The following is a 2,590-nucleotide window of genomic DNA, read 5'->3' on the forward strand; positions in this document are numbered from 1 at the left end:
ACGGTCGAGGCCGGCTTCATGACCAAGGACCTGGCACTCCTGGTCGGCGCCGAGCAGAAGTGGCTCTCCACCACCGGATTCCTCGACAAAATCGACGAAAACCTCAAAAAAGAAATGGCGGCGTAAAGAGCACAAAGCCTCTCTCCGCGTGTGGAGAGGGGCTTTCGTTGAACTGCTCTGCCGGCTGTCCTTTGATCGGGCTATCCCGGGAAGCCGAACTCCAAATTTTACATCCTCTGCAAGGGGTGAATCCTCGTGTTTGGCATCCCCCTGCTTGATCTGGCGTGGCTCGTCTCGGCATCCTGATCTCGATCCCGGGGGCGCTCGGCTACATCTATGCCGGCTGGCCGCACATGGCCGATTACCCGAAAGTGATCGCCTTCCAGCCGCCCTTGGCCCTGGGCTACATCTCGCTCCTCGGCTTCGTCCTGTTCATCCCCACCAGCACCTGGATGGCGCCCATCGGCGCACGGCTGGCCCACCGGCTCTCGAAGCGCAGGCTCGAGGTCGCCTTCGGCATCTTCCTCCTCCTCGTCTGCGCCCGCTTCGCCGCAAGCCTCATCGCCTAAAGTATCGGCACATCCGTCCGGAACGACCGCTCCTGGTATTTCGCGGACCTACAACGAATGTCCGCAACAGTGCGGTGATCTGACATTGATATGGCTGCGCTTAAAGATTGCCTTTGACCCACAAACGTCCGCCGCTGACGGCGACGAATGTCACAGCAGATGAGAATAAGCGAACCCATCACCGCCTTTCGTCCTATCGGGACGCCGTTCATTGAACTGCAGCCATCGGATCATCGTTTTCTGTCAGCCTCCGATGTCCTCGAATGGCCGTCTCGTGGCTAAGGGCGGCTCGGCACTTCTATCATGCAACAGGTCCAACTCTTCGGCTTCCTTATGCTGGGTTTCATCATCCTGAGCGTCGTCTGGTTGCCCGTCCTCTTACGGAAATCTCTCCTCAGCCTGCCGATCTTGGCCGTGATTTTCGGCTATCTCTTCTTTCTCTCCATGCCAGCAGGGCATTTCTTCGCAACCTATCGCGTAGCGGCGGAGGTTCTGCTGGAGTTCGTTCTCGTGATCGCCGTCATGGGCGCCGGGTTGAAGATTGACCGTCCCTTCAGCATTCGAGCTTGGTCCAGCACATGGCGCATGCTCGGTCTCGGCATGCCGTTATCCATCGCGGCCATTGCAGCATGTGGCATGGGGCTTCTCAATATTCCACCGGCTATGGCACTGTTCGTTGGAGGCATCCTGGCTCCCACGGATCCCGTCCTGGCCTCGAATGTGCAGGTGGGCCCGCCGGGGGTCGGTGAAGAGGGAGAAGTGCGCTTCGCGCTAACCTCCGAGGCCGGAGCCAATGATGGACTTGCCTATCCTTTCGTAACCCTCGGCCTCCTGCTCCTCTCGGGGGGTACGACCACCCCTGGATGGCTTGAGCATTGGCTTCTGGTTGATGTCGTCTGGAAGATCGTTGCCGCAGTGGGCATGGGCTTTGTGGTCGGCCGAGGGATTACGGCAGTCAACCAGCATATCCCTGAGCCCTTCCGCCTCTCGCAATCCAACAACGGCTTGGCCTCGGTGGGCGTTGCGCTCCTGGTCTATGGTCTGACCGAGGCTGCACATTGCTATGGCTTCGTAGCCGTCTTCACGGCGGCTTGTACCATAAGGAACACCACGAGGAATCTCGGCTACACACGAGACATCCATAGCTCGGCTGAGCAGATTGAGCAGCTTGTCATGGTTCTGGTGCTGTCCCTATTCGGCGGCGCGATCGCTGAGGGGCTAATCTTCCCTGTAAGCCTCGGCGAGATAGGCTTTGCTCTGATTGTGCTCTTCCTGGTGCGACCGTTCGCGATGCTGCTCAGTTTCGTCGGGTCAGGACGGCCAATGCCGGTCCGGCTTGCGGCGGGCTTCTTCGGCATCCGAGGGCTTGGGTCGCTCTACTACACGATCTATGCGATCAACCAAGGTCATTTGGATGATCCGGATCGCCTCTGGAGAACCACCGGCATCATCGTCCTAATGTCAGTGGTCATTTACGGAATCAGCGCCGATCCGGTGATGAATTTCCTCGACAAACTCAGAGAACGTCATGAGGCACGGGATTAAAACTCCGTAGTGGAAAAGCGAACCGAACCTCATTGGCCCCGCTCTGCATCTCGTTTCTTACGTAGCTGAAGTAGGGCGAATGTCAGAATCTAAGCCGTGAACGGACTAGCACAAGGCCGAGCTTAACGACCGTCTTTGACCCGAAGCAGCTCTTCGAGATGTCTTGGACTGATAATCAGATATTGAGACCATTGTGACAGCGCACGATGTGGAGGGCGCTCTTCATAGGACCTCGGCAACATCGAAATCCGTTTCCCTCTCAACGAGAGACTGAGCGGCACTTCAGCGCTTAATATTATCTTGCCGGTTGATTGTAGCGCGACGCGCGAATGTGTGAGTAAGGCGACGGCCAGATTTACGAGATGTCGCCTCCGGTTGAAGTCGACCTACCGTGTCACGGGACGACACGGAGGAGCGCATGAGCCGGCTCGATCAGGAGGCTCGCATGACTATCAAGGCATTGGCGGCGCGGGGAG

General features: G+C 58.0%; 2 protein-coding genes and 1 pseudogene. All 3 read left to right on the forward strand.

Features of this window, described 5'->3' with window-relative positions; translation table 11 throughout:
- Positions 1–126 (forward strand): annotated as a pseudogene (locus FS320_RS41580) (NADP-dependent isocitrate dehydrogenase); the annotation flags it as partial.
- A gap of 158 nt (positions 127–284) precedes the next feature.
- Positions 285–569, forward strand: coding sequence for a TSUP family transporter (locus tag FS320_RS41585; protein ID WP_192926417.1), 285 nt, complete (start codon positions 285–287; stop codon positions 567–569).
- A gap of 303 nt (positions 570–872) precedes the next feature.
- Positions 873–2,114 carry a cation:proton antiporter gene (locus tag FS320_RS41590; RefSeq protein ID WP_152718410.1) on the forward strand — a complete coding sequence of 414 codons (1,242 nt, stop codon included), beginning with the start codon at positions 873–875 and terminating at the stop codon, positions 2,112–2,114.
- Positions 2,115–2,590: the final 476 nt, after the last annotated feature.

The organism is Microvirga tunisiensis, assembly GCF_009296175.1.
GTDB classification, from domain to species: domain Bacteria; phylum Pseudomonadota; class Alphaproteobacteria; order Rhizobiales; family Beijerinckiaceae; genus Microvirga; species Microvirga tunisiensis.